Origin of the sequence: Desulfogranum mediterraneum DSM 13871, from assembly GCF_000429965.1 — a bacterium.
In the GTDB taxonomy this organism is placed as follows: Bacteria; Desulfobacterota; Desulfobulbia; order Desulfobulbales; family Desulfobulbaceae; genus Desulfogranum; species Desulfogranum mediterraneum.
Window position 1 is genome coordinate 57,498 of record NZ_AUCW01000016.1, and the last position, 17,426, is coordinate 74,923.

Consider the following 17,426-nt stretch of genomic DNA (forward strand, 5'->3'; position numbering starts at 1 on the left):
TTGGCTCGTTCAGTTGCTGCGATCACCCTGATCGCTGTCGGCAAGGTGATCGTGGAGCGGGGTGTAGAGCGCGCTCAGGCGGATAAATTCGGCGGATAAGAGGGGCGACTCCTGCTCGTTCTCCTGGCCAGGTTCACTGGTCCCGGCTTCAGGAAAGAGATAGCCGTAGGCGGGCTCTTCCCGTTCTCCAGGGCGGTTGTAGCCGCCCTGCCAGACCTTGGCGGCCGCCTGGGCTTCCTTGCCCGGTTTGGCCCGGTTCCAGGCCAGACTCGATTCAGGGAAAAAGGGAAGAGGTCGACAGCGGCCCTCCTGGAAGAGCTCCATCAGTTCGAGGAGATAGGGGGCCGGTTCCCGGACCGGCAGGAGGGTCATGGTCTCTGTCCGGCCCAGGTGGGTGGAGCTGTGGCCGAGCCCGGGCGGTCTCACCAGGTTCAGGGCCAGGTGATGGATCCAGAGCTCCATCAGGCTTCCCCCCTTGACCCGACTGCTTCTCCAGGTGCATCGACCCTGGGGGTAGAGGTCGTGCAGCCAGCCCTTGAGCTGCCAGCAAGCTATGGTGGTGTCGATCTCCAGGGGCTCCAGCCGCTGATCCTTCAGTGGACTGATGGCCTGGCTCAGCGCTGCGTTGGCCTGATCAATCTCCTCTTTGAGGGCAATGCCGAAACCTCCCTGGGGCAGGCTGCCCCGGTTCTTGAGCTGCTGCCAGCGCTGCTCGGCAGTGGTTTCCCTGAGGGTGGTATCCAGCAGCTCCTGACGCACCAGGAACTGGTCCAGCTGATCCAGGGCAAAGGGCTCTGCATCTCCCAGACCATGGTCCTGTTGACGGAGTTTGAGTCCCAGCTGCTGCTCCAGGAAAAATCGCACCGGATGTCGCCAGAATTGGACCAAGCTGGAGAGCTCGATGACTGTCGGTGCGGCGGCGCCTGTCCGAACCAGTGGACTGGAGAGCAGGGGGGGCGCCACGGTCTGTTGCTCGGCCGGCCGCCATTGGCCGGCATAACTGGCAATCGGGCCCCGACCGCTGAAGGCCCGGCGGCTGAAGGGCTGGAGGGGGTGCTCGCAGCTGAGCTGCCGGGCCGGGCCGGGCTCCTGGAGGGGATGGGATCGGTCCAGGTAGTCCTGGAGCTCGCTGATCACCACAGTCGGCGGGATCGGCTCGTTGCTCCGCTGGTTGCGGCCCACCCAGGAGAGGTAGAGGAGCCTGCGTGCCGAGAGCAGGATTTCCAGGAAGAGGTAGCGGTCATCCTTGCTCCGTTCCCGATCACCTGCTCGAGGTTCCTGCAGGGTCAGGTCAAAGGGGATCGGAGGCTGGCGGCGGGGAAAGGCAGACTCGTTCATGCCCAGCAGGCAGATGACCTGGAAGGGGACCGCCCGCATGGGCACCATGTTGCAGAAGGTGAGGCGACCGCTGAGAAAGACCTGGCCCGAGGGCTGTTGTTCAAGCTGGCTGCGGAGATGGAGGGTGAGCAGTTGGAGGTCCAGGTGGTCGGTCATCTCGGCCCGGCCGGTCTGCTCCTCCAGATCCAGGAGGGCACCGTTGAGCAGGCTGAAACCCTCCTCATCGGCGGACTGGAGAAAAAAGGAGTGGAGGAGTGTTCTGAGCAGGGCGGTCCATTGGCCTGTGCTGCGGCTTCCCTGGAGGCTCCGGTGCCACTCCTGGAGTTGCTGGATAAAGGAGCTGAAGCCGCCCAGGAGCCGGTCTTCATCGTTCAACAGAGAGGGGTAGGGGGAGATATCCTGGAAACAGTGGTCGCTCTCTCCCATGAAGTAGCCCAGGAGGAGCTGGTCCAGGCCCGCCTGCCAGGAGTTGGCGGCAAAGTCGGTGACCCCGCACTCCAGGCGATGGTCCCGGTCCAGACCCCAGCGAATGGTGGTCTGCCGAATCCACTGCTGCAGGCGGGGCAGATCCGACACATCCAGCTCGAAGCGCTGGAGCAGGGCCTGGTTTTCCAGGAGGGCCAGGACCTCAGTGCTGGTGCAGCGGCCGCCCAGGAGGCTGAGCAGCTCGAGAAAGGAGTGCAGGGTTGGCGTCTCCTGGCCGGGCGGTCGGTCTGCCAGAAAGTAGGGGATGGCCTGTTCAGGGGGCGCACCGCTGAAGACCCCATGGATGATCTCGCTGTATTGATGAATATCCGGGGCCATGACCAGGATGTCGCCGGCCGTGAGATCCGGGTGCTTCTGGAAGATGGCGAGCAAGCGGTCGTGGAGGACCTGGACTTCACGCAGGGGCGAGTGACAGCAGTGGAACTGGAGTGAGGCATCCGGATGAAAGGGGTCCGGCTCCCGCTCTTCCGGGGCGGTGGGGTCGGCGAGGTCAAGGATCTGCTCTTGGAGCCGCCCCAGGAGATGGGGGGAGCCGGGCTGGTGGTAGTTGTCGAACTCTTCCAGGTCATAGCGGAGCAGCTGCTGGAGAAACTCCTGGCCCACCTTGCCCCAGGAGGAGAGCAGCGGGTTGCCTGGGGTGGTGTAGAGATCGCTTTCCGGCCGGCGGTCTTTGCGGCCATGGCGGCGGGCCTGTTCCTTCTCCGAACAAAGATCTCCCCAGTACTCCCTGCAGGGGCTGAGGTGGAAGCAATGGATTTCCAGGTAGCGGCTGAGCCTGGTGAGGATCTCCAGATAGATCGGCGCGAGGGTGCTGAGGCCGAAGAGAAAGCAGCGGCCGGGCAGCTCTGCCGCCAGGGGCTCGCCGCTATCCAGGCGGCTCAGGAAATCGGTCAGGATCCGGCCCCGGTGAGGAGTTGAGCCTGCCAGGCTGCGCCAGAGCATGGCCTGCCAGTGCTGCTCCTCGCCCTGATCCCAGCGGCTGATCAGGTCCGGCCGATAGATCAGGTACCGGTCAAAGAGATCGGCGATGGTGGCGGCCAGCTGGTAGCGTTTGAGCAGCTGGCCCTTGCCCTGGAGGTAGCTGGCCAGCTGTTCAAATCCGGGCAGTCCGGTATGGGCGGGAAGAACACGGAAGATGCGCCAGAGCAGTACCTGGCGCTCAAACAGCTCCTGGTCAGGCAGGCTGCCCATGACCCGGGCCGCCATGGTGGTGATGAAACGGGCCGGCAGGGGGAATTCCAGGTTGGCGGCGATCCCGTTGTTGGCGGCGATCTGCAGTTGGAGCCACTGGGCCATGCCGTGGTGCTGGACCACGATGATCTCGGCCGCAAGGGGCGAGGGTGAGGCGGTGCCCAGGGTGGTGGACAGCTGTTTGCCCAGGGTTTCCAGTCTGTTGGCCTGATAGAGGAACACGTTGAACCTTCCTGATGTATGCGTTGCCGCCGGTGTGGTGCCCACTCGGCCATTCCAGCGGGTGGCTGCTGCCCCCGGATTGTCTATCATAGTCGGCTGAATAAATTTTGGAAACAGATATTGTTTTGCTATAGTTAGACAGTATCCGCTGTATCCGCTGAAATTTCTCTTTATACCCTTTGATCGATGCGCCGACTCTCTTTCCCATATGTGTTCCTCTCCCTTGGGGTGACCCTGGCACTGGCCGGGTTGTTTTATCTTCCCTACCTCTCGGTCAGGAACAAGACCATCAATGCCTTTCATGAGCAGCAGCTCCTCTTGCTGGACCAGGCCGTGGTCGATATCCAGGGCTACTTTGCCACCTATCAGCGGGCCCTGGAATACCTGGCCCGACAGGAATCCATCAAGACCATGAACAGCGGCGGTCAGCTCTTGCTTGAGGATTTTTTTGCCATCCATCAGTCGCAGCTTAACGGGGTCTTTCGAACCGATCCCCAGGGGCGTTTGTCCCTGTCCATTCCTGCCCAGGTTCCGGAGGGTAAGGGTTGGATGGTGGAAGAGGGGGCGCTGGAGGGCTTTCTGCCCAGTCAACAACTCCAGGTGAGTGAGCGCCTGCTGGCTGCAGATGGGAGCGCCGCTGTTGTTCTTACCCAGCCGATCTTTGCAGATTCGCTTTTCCTGGGCAATATCTCCTTTCTGATCCCCTGTGAGGAGATCGCCAGGCGCTATCTTGAATCGCTCAAGCTGGAACGCAGTGGGATTGTCCTGCTGTTCAGCCGTCAGGGGCAGACGCTCTACGCCCCTGATCCGGATCTGTTGGGCAGGAGTGTCCAGTCCTATCAAAACGAGAAGCTGATCCAGCTCTATGCCGGGATGTACACCCATAAGCAGGGCGCCTTTGCCCTGTCTGAGGCCTTTCCCGGCGAGGAGCCCCCTCTACCGGGAGAGCGTTACGGCGTCCACCTGCCCGTGGATCTTCCGGGCGGCAACTTCTGGTCCCTGCTGATTGTCTCCCCGGAAAATCAGGTGCTGGGTACCATGGCTGGTTTTCGTAAGCAGTGGCTGATGGTTACCCTGATAACGGTCTCCGCGGTGGGGCTCTTGGGTATGGGGCTGAGCATGCTCTTGACCGGAAGACGTGAGGAGCAGGAGCGCAGACAGGTTGAAGAGCAGCTGGTCAAACTCCTCGACCATGCCCCCATGGGGGTTTTGCTGGTCGATACCGAGGGGCGGATTGCCTATGCCAACCATGCTGCCGTGGGCCTGGTCGATGGGGGCTCCCAGGAGGAGCTCGGCGGCTGTTCGATCTATACCTTTATCCCCAGGGACGAAGGCTTCGACTTCGGTGCAGCCGGGGTGAGCGGTGGTCCCCTGGGTCAGGCTGTGCCCCTGAGCAGGCAGATCGAGACCGAGCACTCCAGCCGGGATGTGGTCATTAACCTGACCCCGCTGCCCCTGGGCAAAGAGCTCCACCATATCGTCATCGTCCAGGACGTGACCAAGGAGAGAAAGGTGGAGGAGGTCCAGCGCCGCCTGGCCACCGCCGTTGATCAGGTCAAGGAACTGGTCCATATCAGTGATACCCACGGCCGCATCGAGTACGTGAACGCCGCCTTCTGTGAGATCACCGGCTACAGCCGGGAGGAGGTGATCGGCCAGTCGGTACGCTCGCTCTGGTCTTTGGAAAATGGACGCCAGCTCTGGCGGGAACTCAGGGAGAGGGTCCGTAAAGGCGAGGTCTGGCAGGGCCGGATTACCAACCAGCGGAAAAACGGCTCGGTCTTTATCTCGGCCTCTTCGGTTTCTCCGGTCCGCAATGTGGACGGCACCATCACCCACTATGTCACGGTGCAACGGGATATCACCAGTGAAGTGGCCATTGAATCCAGGTTGCGCCAGGCCGAGAAGATGGAGGCCATCGGCACCCTGGCCGGCGGTATTGCCCATGATTTCAACAATATTTTGGGGGCGATCATCGGCTTTACCGATATGGCCCTGCTGCAGAGCGATAAGGATTCAGAGCTCCATGAGAATCTGGTCCATATCCGCCAGGGGGGCAGACGGGCTGCCGATCTGGTCCAGCAGATCCTGACCTTCAGTCGTCAGTCCACCCTGGAGAAACACCCGGTGACCGTGGCCCCTCTGATCAAGGAGAGCCTGCACCTGATCAGGGCCTCGTTGCCCTCCACCATAGAGATCGACCAGCGTATCCTGGATCCGGAGTCGAAGGTGGTCGCGGCCCCGGTGCAGTTGCAGCAGATCATCATGAATCTCTGTGCCAACGCCTTCTATTCCATGCGGGACAGTGGTGGGTTGCTGACCATTGTCCTTGAGCAGCTGCCCTCTGAAAAATGCGGGGCCCTCCATCCCGGCATGGGTGATGCCTGTCTCTGTCTCACTGTCCAGGATACCGGTTCAGGGATGGAGGATGCGACGGTGGAACGTATCTTTACCCCATTTTTCACCACCAAGGATCCTGGCGAGGGCACGGGCATGGGGCTGAGTGTGGTCCTGGGGATTGTCCAGGACCTGGGTGGGGACATCCAGGTCAAGTCGGTGCTGGGCAAGGGGACCACCTTTTATATCTACCTGCCCCTGGCCGATGGGGCCGCCGAAGGTGAGCTGTTGATCGGCGAAGTCCCTCTGCCCACGGGCAATGAACATATCCTGGTCATTGACGATGAAAAAGAGATCCGGGAAACCTGCCGGATGATGCTGGAGCATTTTGGCTATTCGGTGGTGACCTCCTCCAATCCCCTGGAGGTCCTCTCCATGATCAAGGAGCAGGATCATCCCATCGATCTGGTGATCACCGACCACACCATGCCCAGGATGACCGGTCTGGAGTTGACCCGGGAGATCCTGAAGCTCAGGCCGGAGCTGCCGGTGATCCTCTGTACCGGTTATTCGGACAAGCTGAATCAGGAGGTGGCGGTCCAGGCCGGGGCCTGTGAGTTGATGATGAAACCGGTTGATCTGCAGGAGCTGGCCACCACCGTACGGAAGGCCATCCGGGGCGACGGCAGCCCCCTGGAAACAGCGGAGAATGGCGGCTGAGCAGTGGAGAGGCCAGCCAGGGGTAGGAGTGGCCAGGGGCGCGTCGTCAGGGGTGTCTACCTGATGTAGCCCCACTGCTTCAGCCGCGTATAGGCATACCGGGCCTGCTTGCCCTGTCTGACCTTGCCCAGGTAGGCCTGGTAGTGACGGGCCGCCTCCGGGCGACGCTCCATCCCCTCCAGGGCCATGCCCAGGAAAAAGGTGGTTTCAGGATTACCGGGCAGGAGACGATCAAATTCCAGGAGGTGCTGGTAGGCCTGCTGATACTTTTTCTGGAGGATGGCACAGACCCCGATGACCACATGGGCCTGGGCCTCCTGGGGATAGAGCCGGGTCGCCTGGCGGCCAAAGTGAGCCGCCCGGCTGATCCGGTCCTGGCCAAACTGACATCTGGCCATGATCACCAGGGCAGCGTAGTCGTCGGGTGCCAGGGCCAGGGCCTGGTTCAGTTCTTCCTCGGCCTCGCTGTAGCGCCCCTTGGCCAGGGCAATGGATCCCCGGTGGATGGCCGTGATCGCCTCTTTTTTGCTGCGCAGGGCAGCGGTTCTGTCCATGAAGCGTTCCCGGTGCAGGGGAAAATCAGCCATCTTGGCGTAGTTGGATTTGGCCGTCTGGAGGGCGGTTCTGTACCGTTCCTCACCCATGGGGTGGGTACTGAACATGACCTCCACCATGCTGGGTTGTCGCTTTTTGCTGTTGAGCAGGACCTTCATCAGGCCGGTCATCCCGGCAGGGTTGTAGCCGGCGCCGGTCATGTACGCCATGCCCAGGGCATCGGCCTCCCGTTCGTTGTCGCGGCTGTAGTGGGCGAGCAGGGCACCGGCTCCAAGCTGGCCGAAATTTTCGACCAGTCCGGCTGCCCCGCCGTACCCGGCAGCACTGGTAGCCAGGGATGCCCCGCTGAGCAGCAGTGAGGTCAGCAGGCCCTTGCCCGACTGTTCAGCGGTGTGACGGGCGCAGACATGGCCGATCTCATGGCCGAGCAGGGCCGCCAGTTCGGCTTCGTTTTCCAGGGCTACCAGGATGCCCCGGGTTATCGCGATGGAACCGCCGGGAAAGGCATAGGCATTGATATAGGCAGCATTGACCGCTCGAAAGGAAAAGGGCATCTGTGGGCGGTGGGAGCGGGCCGCCAGCTCCAGGCCGATCTGGTGGATATAGTCGTTGAGTTGCCGGTCCTGGACCGGGCCATAGTCTGCCGAAAACTGGTAGGGTGATTGCCTGCGGTCGAGATCGATCTCCTCCTGTTCACTCATGACCATGAGTTGGCTTCGGCCGGTGACCGGATCAACGGCACAGCCTGTCAAGAGCAGCGGCGGCGTCAGCCAGGCGGCCGAACCCAGGATGACCCTGTGGAGGAACTGTCTGCGGCTGGTCTGATGATCGATGGTAGGCATGGAGGCTTCCTCTTCTGGATGGCAGGATAGAGTTGGCAGCTGGGCGGCCCCTCAGGGCCACTGGATCTTGACGAGCAGGGCAAAGACGCGTTCATATATCCGCGGCTCACCACTGGCCCGGGGACCGGCCACGTTGAGGGTCTTGACAGCATGGTCCCGGCACCACTGCTCCACTGCAACCGCGGCCCGGCTGAGGGTCCAGAGCTCAAAGTCGATGTGGAGGCAGGGGCGATGGTGTTTGATGGCCAGGGCCTGGGTGAGGGCCGAGCCTCCGGAAAGGGGACCAAAGGAACAGATCAGGGTGGCGTCGCTGTCCAGGACATTCTGGCGGGTTCTCAGCCGGTATTGGCGGCTGGGCAGTTCCTTGAGCCTGTACCTTTGGGGAAGGGGGCCCTCTTCGGTTGTTCTGCCCCTGGGCAGCCAGCCGCCATGCTCGATTCCCAGGGAGATGGCGGCATCCAGGGCGGCCCGGTCAGCCCCGGTTTGGCCCCCGGAGATGATTTTTTTCATGGGGCAGCCCGTTCGAACCTGTGGGAGGGCGCAGTGCAGATCGGACAATGTTCCGGTGGCTGATCCGAGGCAATAAAGCCGCAGAAGTTGCAGACGTGGAGGGGATTGTCCCGGCGGCTCTGTTGCCGCTGTCTGGCCAGGTTTTGGTTCATCCGGCCGATGCGGGCGGCCTGGTCACAGGCTGTGGTGATGGCCCGCCTCTCTTCCTGAGCCGCCTGCCGGCCAAGGCGCTCATAGCTGCCGACCAGTGGTGGCAGTTCCCGCTCGATCAGGCCAGCCAGGTTGGCCTCGCTGTTGCTGACCCTGCCGCGGAGCTGGAGGAGAGTGCGTCTGGCCTGGGCCTGGTATGATTTTTCCAGGGCCTGATACAGACCTAGCAGGTCCGGCCGCTGGTCCCGTTGGGCCCGCAGGGCCATGATCTCCATTCGGGCAGCCTGGCGGCTGATGCTGGCAAAGAGGCTGAGCAGTTGTTCGTCCATTGGTCCCATGTCCGGAAAAAAGAGTGGCTGCCGGCCGCAGCTTGCTGCCGGTTATGGCGGTGCAGTTCCCTTGAGTCCCCCAAGGTGCTGCTGCATGGCCTGGCCCGCTGGGTCGTCGGTTAAGCTGAACTCGACTATAGCGGTTTCCGGGGCGAGAGGTCAACCTGGAAACCGTGATTACTCTAGCTGGAGGTAGCAGTTATGCATGAAGCCATGTTGTATAGCCAAAAAAAAGGAACACCCCAGGTGGTTGTCTGCGGGCTCTGCAATCATCGTTGCACGATTCCGCCCGGGCGTCGCGGCATCTGTGGGGTGCGGGAGAACCGTGACGGCACCCTGGTCAGCCTGGTGTACGGTAAGGTGGTGGCCGAGCATGTCGATCCCATAGAGAAAAAACCGCTGTTTCACTTCCTGCCCGGCAGCCGATCCTACTCCCTGGCCACCATGGGCTGTAACTTCCGTTGTCTCCACTGCCAGAACTTTGATATTGCCCAGGCGCCTCAGCTCGGCGACGGTACGATCAGCGGCCAGCCGAGAACCCCGGAAGAGATCGTTGCCCGGGCCCGGGCAGAGGCTTGTGCCTCCATCAGCTACACCTATGTCGAACCCACCATCTTCTACGAGTTCAGCCGGGACTGTGCTGAGCTGGCCCGGCGGGCAGGGCTTGCCAACGTCTATGTCAGCAACGGCTATATGAGCCCGGAGGCGGCCCGTGAGATCGCCTCCTGGCTTGATGCGATCAATATCGATATCAAGGCCTTTACGGACGATTTTTATAAAAAGGTCTGTCGGGCCAGGCTGCAGCCGGTGTTGGACAACGTCCGTCTCTTCCATCAGCTGGGGGTCTGGGTGGAAGTGACCACCCTGATCATCCCGGGGCTGAACGATTCCGATGCCGAGCTCAAGGGGATTGCCCGTTTTCTCTATGATCTCGATCCGGCCATCCCCTGGCATGTCTCGGCCTTCAGGCCCGCCTATAGGATGACCGACCGGCCCCCTACCTCTGCGGAGCAGCTGGCAAGGGCCCACCGGATCGGAGTGGAGAGCGGGCTCCACCATGTCTATCAGGGCAATATCCCGGGAGAGGGAGAGGATACCATCTGCCCCTCTTGCGGGGGCACCGTGCTGGCACGGTATGGTTTTATGTTGAAGGGCCAAGCTCCAGCCAAGGGGCAATGCCCCCATTGCGCTGCCGTACTGGCCGGGGTGTGGGAGTAAGATGCTGCAATTGCATATTTTTTGTAGTTTATCTCCTTGACTTTTTTCCAGGCTTGCATTTTATTAGCCGGATAGTGTCCAGCCGTGGGGTGGCCACACCTCACTGATCCCATGACTCACAGCACAGAATGTTTCGGAGAATGACACCACAGAGCCTATCCCCTCTCAGCAGACGAAGTTTTATCCGTCAAACCACGATCCTTGCCACTGCCCTGGCCGTGGCTGCTCCCCTTGCTGCCGCGGCCGGAGAGGGGGATCCGCGTTCACTCTCCTTTTATCATACCCACACCCGTCAGCATCTTGAGGTCACCTATGCCCGGGGCCGGTCCTACGATCCCCGGGCCTTGGAGCAGGTCGACCATTACCTGCGCGACTTTCGCACCGGCGAGGAGCATCCCATTGACCGCCGCCTCCTGGATCTGCTCTGGGAGCTGCAGCAGGATGTCGGTCACCAGGGCGTCTTTGAGGTGATCTCCGGTTTTCGTTCTCCAACCACCAACCAGCAGTTGCGTCAGCAGAGTTCCGGTGTGGCCAAGCGTAGTCTCCACATGGAGGGCCGGGCCATCGATATTCGTCTGGCCGGTGTCCCCACCCGATATATTCAACAGTGCGCCGTTGCCAGGCAGTGCGGCGGCGTCGGTTATTATCCCAGCTCGGACTTTGTCCATCTCGATACCGGTCGCTTCAGAACCTGGTAAGCCCTCCTCTTCTTAGGGCTCAGGGTATACTCGCTGAACCGTAGCTGCCGGCACCCTGGCAAGGCTCCCGGATCGATCCGCAGGCGCCCACCGTCCGCTGTGGGCTGACCCCGGGAAGCGGGCAGCCTCTTTTTCCTTTTGTTTTGTCCTCGACTTGATGGATAATGGGGACAGGACCCTGCTCCTGTCTTCCGCCATGACTCGTTTGCAACAGGCAGGTCCTGTTGTTGGCCGGCCGGCAGTGGCTTTTTTTTTGTCTCTATGGCCCAGGGGGTAACATTGTCTCAACAGGGAACGGTATGCTGAAGTTCGCCGACTATTTGCTCGATCAGAAGATTTCAGAGGGAGATACGGTTGTTTTTTATCGGGGGATCCGGCGTTCGGATAAGCTGCCGGTGGTGGTTAAATGTGTGAACAGAACCCTCCTCTCTGCAGCAGAATTGAACACCCTTGAGTACGAATACCGTGTGGTCAGACAGCTGGCACTGCCCTGTATGCCGGAGGTGTACGGGCGTGAGGAGTCCGGGCCCTATCTTCTCTTTCCCATGGAAGACTTTGGCGGGGTCTTCCTCAGAGAGTATCTGCGGAGCGGAACGCCCGATCTGTCGACCTTTCTGGAGATCGCCGTGGCCCTGGTCACCGTGATTGGCGAGATCCATCGTCACAGTATCATTCACAAGAATATCCAGCCGGCGACCATCCTCCTTCATCCGGAGAGCCATGAGATCAAGCTGGTCGGCTTTGGGCTGGCGGCGCTGGTCAAGCGGGAGCGCCAGCCGAGCGTCGAGCCCCATCGCCTGGAAGGGTGCCTGGCCTATATTTCACCGGAGCAGACCGGCCGGATGAACCGTTCGCTGGATTACCGTACTGATTTTTATTCTCTGGGCACGGTACTCTATGAGCTGCTCACCGGCCGCCCTCCCTTTACGGCCGAAGATCGGATCGAGCTCCTCCATGCCCTGGTCGCCCGCCAGCCGGAATCTCCCCAAGGTCTGAGACCGGATCACCCCCGGGTGCTCTCTGCCCTGATCATGAAGCTGCTGGCCAAGGATCCAGAGAATCGCTATCAGAGTACCAGGGGGCTGCTCACGGATCTGAGGCGATGTCGACACGATTGGCTCAGCAGCTCGAGCATCGCCTCCTTTTCCCTTGGGGTCATGGATCTTCCGGAAAAATTGAATCTTCCGGAGAAACTCTATGATCGAGGTGCTGAGCTTAAAACCCTGAACCATGAGTTTGAGCGGGCGGCCCGGGGGGAGACCAGGATCCTGTTGATCGCGGGGGCCCCGGGAATTGGCAAGACCTTTCTTATCCAGGAAATCCAGAAGTCCTTGCTGGAACAGGATGCCTTCTTTATTGCCGGTAAATTCAACCAGTACAAGGGCAACATCCCCTACGCGCCCCTGGTTGAAGCCTTTCGGGTCCTGATCAGACACCTGCTCACCCTGCCTGGGGAGGAACTGAAATCGTGGAGGGAGCGGATCATGGAGGCCCTCTCCCCCAACACCAGGGTGCTGGTGGAGCTTGTTCCCGAGCTGGGTGGCATCATCGAAGATCCGCCCCCGCTCCCCAGCCTGGCCCCCACCGAGGCGATGAATCGACTGACCCGCACCTTTCAGCAATTTCTCCGCCTCTTTGCCACGGCCGAACATCCCCTGGTCCTGTTCATCGATGACTGGCAGTGGGCAGACAGCGCCACCCTGAGGCTGGTCTTCTCCCTGGTCAGGGATGATCCCGGTCATTTCCTCTGTTTAGGGGCCTATCGCGATACCGAGGTCAGCAAGAGTCACCCCTTCATGGTCCAGCTCGATGAGATCCGTCGCAGCCTCCACCGGGAGCAGCTCTCCCTCCTTAAGCTGCAGCCGCTGCAGCCGGCAGATTGCTGTCGCTTTATCAGCGATGTCCTCCACTGTTCCCCTGCCAAGGCGGCTCCCCTGGCCGAGTTGATTCAGGAGCGAACCCAGGGCAATCCTTTTTTTATCAAGCAGATGGTGCAGATGCTCTATGAGGAAGAGTATCTCTGGCTTGATCGGGATAAGGGGGGCTGGTGCTGGGATATCTCCAGGCTCGGCGGCATGGAGGTCACCGACAACGTGGTAGATCTCCTGGTGAACCAGTTCAATCAGCTGAGCGAGGCAGCCCGATCTCTGCTGCAACTGGCCTCATGTATCGGTAATCAGTTCGATTTCGGGACGCTTGCAGCCCTCGCCAAGGGGACGCCTGCCGAGAATGTCAGCAACCTGCGGGATGCGGTGGCCAAGGGCTATCTGCTCCCCCTGGACAAGAGCTATAAGCTGTTCTGGCTGGAGGGCAGGGCTGAAGGCCTGACTGCGGCCTGCTTTCGTTTTGCCCATGATAAGATCCAGCAGGCAGCCTATGCCCTGGCCAGCGCTGAGCAGCGACAGGCTCTTCACCTCCTCATCGGGAGAATGCTCCTCCAGCGCCATGGAGAGCGCTGCAGCGCTGAGCAGCTTTTCAAGTTGGTCGACCAGTTCAACCACTCCCTGGAGCTGATCAGCGATCCCGAGGAACAGCAGCAGCTGGTTCGTTTGAACCTGCGGGCCGCCCGGACGGCCAAAGATACCGCAGCCCACAGGGCTGCCGGAGAGTACCTCCGGGCCTGCCGTCACCTTCTGGGCGAAGAGGATTGGCAGCGCCACTATACCCTGAGCCGGGACGTCTTTCTCGAACAGGCCGAGGTTGAGTATCTGCTCGGCAATCTGGAACACGCGGAGGAGCTGGTCTCCCTCCTGCTGGAGCGGGTGCGGAGCGATCTGGAAAAGGCCGAGGTCTATAACCTCTTTATCGTCCAGAAGACCATGTCTGCAGATTTTGCCGCCGCCATTGCAGCGGGTCGCAGGGCCTTGAACCTCCTGGGGACCACCCTTCCTGAAACCGGACTCGAGGAGACCATTGGTGCAGAACTGGAGGCGAGCTCCCGTCATCGGGGTGAGCGGCGGGTGGCTGATCTCATAGCAGAGCCGGAGATGATGGATGAGCGCAAACGGATGCAGATCCTGCTCCTCACCAACCTCTGCTCAGCGGCATACCGGACGGATCAGGACCTTTTTCGGCTCCTGGTCCTCAAGGCGGTCAACATCTCCCTGGTCCACGGTCTGGTGGCCGAGGCCTGCTATACCTTCTCTGCCTATGGCCTGCTGCTCGGCTCCCTGCTTGGCGACTATGCAACCGGATATCAGTTCGGCAGACTTGCCCTTGATATCGGCAGGAAGTTTAACGATCCCACCCAGATTTGCCGGAGCAACTTTGTCCTGAGCAGTACCCTGATCCACTGGGTACGGCCTGCCCGTGAGGCCGACCGGGTGAGTGACAGCTGCTATAGTATCGGCCTCGACTGCGGTGAATTTCAATTTGCCGGCTATATCCTCACCTACAAACTGACCAATCTCCTCTTCCAGGGGATACATCTGGAGCAGGTCAGGGCGCAGAGTGATGACTATCTTGGTTTTGTGGAGAAGACCAACAACCGCTGGGCCGCTGAGGTGATTGCCGGTACCCGGATGGTTTTGGCCCGACTGACAGCAGACGGACCAGCGGATCAAGGGGAGAGCGAAGCTGCTTATCTGGCCGGCTGCGGGGAGAGTGGCAACCATAGTGGACTCTGCCGCTACCATATCTTTAAGGCCCTGGCCCTCTATGTCCTCAGGGACTATCCACAGGCCGGCCGCGCCATCGCCGCGGCCGGGCAGCTGGTCTCCTATCTCTTTGGCACCGTCTACGCGGCCGAGTTTGTCTTTGTGGAATCCCTGCTGCTGGTCAGGGCGCTGGTTAATGGGGAGAGCACTGCCCCGGAGCAGGATCTTGACCGCATCCGTGCCAACCAGGAGCAGATGAAGGTCTGGCTGGACAACTGTCCGGAGAACTTTGAGCATCGCTATCTGTTGATCGAGGCAGAGCTGGCCTCATTCTCTGCTCGGGATCTTGAGGCCATGGAGCTCTATGACCGGGCTGCCGACCTGGCCCACGGCGGCGGCTTTGTCCAGAACCAGGCCATTGCCCTGGAGCGAGCGGCAGAGCTGTGGTTGAGGAGAGGCAACCGGGAGATCGCAGCGCTCTATTTTTCCAAGGCCCATCGGAGTTATCAGCAGTGGGGAGCCAGGGCCAAGCTCGCCCGGCTGGAGGCAGGCCACCGCCGAGGCGAGGGGGTGGTGCTCAACCAGGACGTTCTGGAGGTCCAGGCCTGTCACCTGGGGGAGCTGGAGGTCGAGGTCCTGGTCAAGGCCCTCCAGGCCATTTCCGGAGAGATCATCCTGGAAAATCTGTTGGAGAAGCTGATGGCCTTTGTGGTGATGGACGCCGGCGCAGAGCGGGGGGCGCTCTTTCTCAACCAGCGGGGCCAACTCCTGTTGGAGGCAGAGAGCAGTGCCGGTGAGGAGCCCTCAATCATGCTCCATTCCATCCCCCTGGAGGAAACGTCTTCCCCCCAGTCCCTGATACGCTACGTTGCCCGCAGTCACGAGACCCTGGTGATTGAGGATGTCGGCGCAGATCGTCGGCTGGAGCATGATCCCTATATAGAACGATATGCCCCCCAATCCATCCTCTGTATGCCCATTATCCGGCAACAGGATTTGATCGCGGTACTCTACATGGAAAATCGGAGCCTGGGCCATGTCTTTACCCCCCAGCAGCAGAAGGTACTCTCGCTTTTGGGGGCGCAGGTTGCCATCTCCCTGGAGAATGCCAGGCTCTTTGAAGAGGTGAACCGGGAGGTGGTGGAACGACGGCGGGCCGAAGAGGCCCTGCGTCGCAGTGAGGAGCGGTTTCGTGAGCTTGCCGACCTCCTGCCCCAGATGATCTATGAGGCCGACAGCAACGGGACCATCACCTTCCTCAACCGTCATGGGATCCGCTCCTTTGGCTATACCGGGGAGGAGCTGGAACAGGGGCTTTCGATCCGGGACCTGGTCCCTGCCGAAGAGCATGCCTTCCTGGAGAAGAATGTCAAGGACATCTACGGGGGGGCAGCCCCCCGGGGCAACGCCTACAGTGCGGTTCGTCCCGACGGCACCAGGTTTCCGGTTATCGCCTATTCCAGTCCGATCATCCATCAGGGGCAGCCCTGCGGCATCAGGGGGGTTATCGTTGACGTCACCGAACTGCGCAGGGCCGAGGCAGAGCTGAAGCATACCCGCAACTACCTGGATAAGCTCTTGAACACCCTGCCCTCTATCCTCTTCTCCGTCGATGGGCAGGGTCGGGTTATACAGTGGAATAGAGGGGCCCAGGTCTTCAGCGGTCGCTCTGCCGAGGAGGTGAAGGGGGGCAGCGTCTGGGAATTCATGCCCATGCTGCAGCCCTTCCGGGCCCAACTGGCAGAGGTGCTGACCAGGGGAGAGCCCTTGGAACTCCACCGGCAGCCGCTTTTAGCAGAGGATAAGCGTTTTTTTGATCTCTCCTTCTATCCGATGTCGACCCAGGGAGAAGAGGGGGTCGTGATCAGGATAGATGATGTCTCTGAGCTGGTTGCCAAGGAAAAACAACTCTTTCATGCCCAGAAGATGGAGAGTATCGGCAGCCTCTCCGGCGGCCTGGCCCATGACTTCAACAACCTCCTGGTTGGGATTTCCGGCATCCTCTCTCTGGTCTCGGCCCAGCTGGCCGCCGGCAAGGAGATTACCCGGCCGAAACTGCTCTCCTATACCAGAACCATGGAGACGGCGGCCGAGCGTGCCGCCGGACTGGTCAAACAGTTGCAGCTGCTCTCCAGGAAACAACCGTTGACCCTCTCGATCTTCAGCTTGAGCAGCGTGGTGGCCAATGTCTTGAAGATCTGTCGCAATACCCTGGATAAGAGTATTGAGATCAAGGTGAACAACCAGGTGGGCGGTGCCCGGGTGAAGGCGGATCAGGGGCAGCTTGAACAGGTGCTCCTCAATGTCTGTATCAATGCCGCCCACGCCATGACCATCATGCGAAAAGGGTCGACTCAACAGGGGGGGGTGTTGACCATCTCCATGGAAGATTTCAATGCCGATCACTTTACCTCGGGGCCCCGGATGCGCGCCCTCAAGGGACACTATCTCCTGCTCAGGATTCGAGACACCGGGGTGGGGATGAGCCCGGAAACCCTTAATCGTATCTTTGATCCCTTTTTCACCACCAAAGAGGATCTCGGCAGCGGCCTGGGGCTGGCCATGGCCTACACCATCATCAGGCAGCATCAGGGACTCATCGATGTCTATTCGGAACCGGGCAAGGGGAGCACCATCAACATATTCCTGCCCAGGATAGAAGGTCAGGAGGAGCTGGCCACTGCAACAGAGGCAGCAGCTGAGCTGGGGCAGCGATCCGGTCGCATCCTGGTCATCGATGACGAAGAACTCGTCAGAGAGATCGCCCGGGAGATGCTGGAGGTCATGGGCTATGAGGTGCTCCTTGCCGGGGGAGGAGACGAGGGGCTGGCCCTCTATCGGGAGCAGAGGGAGACCATCCGGGCGGTACTGCTGGACATGGCCATGCCCGGAAAATCAGGCAAAGAGGTCTTTGTCGAGCTGAAACAGCTGGCACCCGAGGTCAGGGTGATCCTTGCCTCAGGCTTCAGACACGACCAGCGGGTCGAGGAGACCATTGCGCTGGGAGTGGATGCCTTTCTCCAAAAACCCTATTCATTCAAACAGCTGATGGCGCAGCTTGACCGTGTCCTGGAGGCGTGATTCGACCGCCTTTGCGGCGGCTTCTTCTGCTTTCCCCTCCCAGGGCCGGACATTCTGTTTGACAGGGCCTCGGCAACTTTGGTAAAGACCCTCTGCTGGGCAACAGGAAATACCATCTTGAGCGACACTGTGGGGCCCTGAAGCGATCTGTAG

At 60.7% G+C, this 17,426-nt stretch carries 8 protein-coding genes; 4 read left to right on the forward strand and 4 right to left on the reverse strand.

The genetic code is table 11. The features are described from left to right. Positions 1-9: 9 nt before the first annotated feature. Positions 10-3,237 (reverse strand): exodeoxyribonuclease V subunit gamma, encoded by a 3,228-nt coding sequence (gene recC / locus G494_RS22550; protein WP_035245919.1) that lies wholly within the window; start codon positions 3,235-3,237, stop codon positions 10-12. A gap of 186 nt (positions 3,238-3,423) precedes the next feature. On the opposite strand from recC, the gene G494_RS25315 reads away from it, so the two are divergent. After that, a complete protein-coding gene (locus G494_RS25315; protein ID WP_084456577.1) occupies positions 3,424-6,294 on the forward strand; it encodes a PAS domain S-box protein in 2,871 nt (956 codons plus the stop codon). 56 nt (positions 6,295-6,350) lie between these two features. Here the strand turns inward: G494_RS25315 and G494_RS0108270 are convergent, their stop codons facing one another. Genes G494_RS0108270 through G494_RS0108280 form a run of 3 tightly spaced genes read right to left on the reverse strand, consistent with a single transcriptional unit; the run spans position 6,351 to position 8,680 of the window. Beyond that, positions 6,351-7,691, reverse strand: a complete 1,341-nt coding sequence (locus G494_RS0108270; protein WP_035245921.1) for a M48 family metalloprotease — start codon at positions 7,689-7,691, stop codon at positions 6,351-6,353. Positions 7,692-7,742: 51 nt separating this feature from the next. Next, positions 7,743-8,201, reverse strand: coding sequence for a putative molybdenum carrier protein (locus G494_RS22560; RefSeq protein ID WP_035245923.1), 459 nt, complete (start codon positions 8,199-8,201; stop codon positions 7,743-7,745). Then, the gene (locus tag G494_RS0108280; protein ID WP_028584155.1) at positions 8,198-8,680 is read right to left on the reverse strand and encodes a rubredoxin-like domain-containing protein; all 483 of its coding nucleotides are present in this window, start codon (positions 8,678-8,680) and stop codon (positions 8,198-8,200) included. The genes G494_RS22560 and G494_RS0108280 overlap by 4 nt, the downstream gene beginning before the upstream one ends. 201 nt (positions 8,681-8,881) lie before the next feature. On the opposite strand from G494_RS0108280, the gene amrS reads away from it, so the two are divergent. The 3 genes from amrS (at position 8,882) to G494_RS0108295 (ending at position 17,273) form a co-directional block, all read left to right on the forward strand. Then, the gene (gene amrS, locus G494_RS0108285) at positions 8,882-9,898 is read left to right on the forward strand and encodes an AmmeMemoRadiSam system radical SAM enzyme (RefSeq protein WP_028584156.1); all 1,017 of its coding nucleotides are present in this window, start codon (positions 8,882-8,884) and stop codon (positions 9,896-9,898) included. 140 nt (positions 9,899-10,038) lie between these two features. Then, positions 10,039-10,596 carry a YcbK family protein gene (locus G494_RS0108290; protein ID WP_028584157.1) on the forward strand — a complete coding sequence of 186 codons (558 nt, stop codon included), beginning with the start codon at positions 10,039-10,041 and terminating at the stop codon, positions 10,594-10,596. Positions 10,597-10,895: 299 nt separating this feature from the next. Beyond that, complete coding sequence (locus G494_RS0108295; protein WP_028584158.1) at positions 10,896-17,273, forward strand: AAA family ATPase; 6,378 nt, start codon at positions 10,896-10,898, stop codon at positions 17,271-17,273. Positions 17,274-17,426: the final 153 nt, after the last annotated feature.